This window comes from Kitasatospora sp. NPDC032757 (assembly GCF_055579305.1).
The window spans coordinates 1-1,215 of record NZ_JBVINN010000106.1 but is presented as its reverse complement, the minus strand read 5'-3'; the positions used below and the strand labels follow the sequence as shown (position 1 = coordinate 1,215).

2 protein-coding genes are annotated in these 1,215 nt (G+C 71.4%); both read right to left on the bottom strand.

The window, feature by feature from the left end:
- A partial coding sequence (locus ACZ5WK_RS40275; protein ID WP_396326190.1) for an adenosylhomocysteinase occupies nt 1–125 on the bottom strand: 125 nt, incomplete at its 3' end.
- Between the two features lie 29 nt (nt 126–154).
- Nucleotides 155–1,093: a methylenetetrahydrofolate reductase [NAD(P)H] gene (gene metF / locus ACZ5WK_RS40270; protein WP_465555538.1), complete on the bottom strand. Its 939-nt coding sequence runs from the start codon at nt 1,091–1,093 to the stop codon at nt 155–157.
- Nucleotides 1,094–1,215 lie beyond the last annotated feature (122 nt).

Sequence of the window (1,215 nt, the reverse complement as noted above, 5' to 3'; positions counted from 1 at the left end):
TCCGCACGGATGGACATCAGGCCGGGCATCTCGTGCTCGGCCAGCTGGATCTCCTTGCGCCCGAACGGCGCCAGGGAAAGGTCGGCAACCTTGAAATCGGGCGCGGCGGTCTCGGGGACGGACATGGGTGAACTCCTCGGCTTGGAAGGGATGTTCAGACGGTGGTCAGCGCGAGCGCGGCCCGGTGCAGACCGAGGTTCCGGTGGATCTCCACGGAGGCGGTCGAGCTGTTCAGCGTGATGTAGTGCAGGCCGGGCGCGCCCTCCGCGAGCAGCCGCTCGCCCATCGCGGTGGCGTGGTCGACCCCGATCCGGTAGCCGGCGGCACGGTCACCGCTCGCCGCCTCCAACCGCCGGGCCAGGTCCGGCGGGAAGGCCGCGTTGCTCAGCAGCGCGAACCGGCGGATCTGGTCGAAGGAGGTGGCCGGCATGATCTCGGGGATGATCGGGACGTCGCAGCCGGCGGCCGCGACCCGGTCGCGCAGCCGCAGATAGTCCTCGACCCGGAAGAACATCTGGGTGATCGCGAAGTCCGCACCGGCACGGCACTTGGCGACGAAGTGCCGGATGTCGCTCTCCCAGTCCGACGAGCGCGGATGCCGCTCCGGGAAGGCCGCGACGCCGACGGTGAACCCCCCGGACGCCTTCAACAGCTCGACCAGTTCGGCCGCGTGGCGCAGACCGTCCGGGTGCGCGACCCACTCCCCCTGCGGATCGCCGGGCGGATCACCGCGCAGCGCCAGCACATCGCGGATCCCCGCGTCGGCGTACCGGCCGATGATCCGGCGCAGTTCGGCCACCGAGTGGCCGACGGCGGTCAGATGGGCGACGGGGCGGAGCGTTGTCTGGTTGCGGATGCGCTCGGTCAGATCGGTCGTCCTGGTCCGGGAGGAGCCGCCCGCGCCGTAGGTGACGGAGACGAAGGCCGGCGCCGCCGCCTCGACCCGGCGGATCGTCTCCCAGAGCGCCCGCTCGCCCGCGGCCGCCTTGGGCGGGAAGACCTCGAACGAGTAGCTGCGTCCGCCCGCCGCCAGCAACTCCGCGATGCCGCGCCGGTCGGTCGCCGTGCCGTCGGATACCTGGTCGCCGGCCATGGTCACCTCGCGTTGAAGTAGGTGGCTTCGGGGTGGTGGATGACGATGGCGTCGGTGGACTGTTCGGGGTGGAGCTGGAACTCCTCGGAGAGCACCACACCGATCCGCTCGGGCCGCAGCAG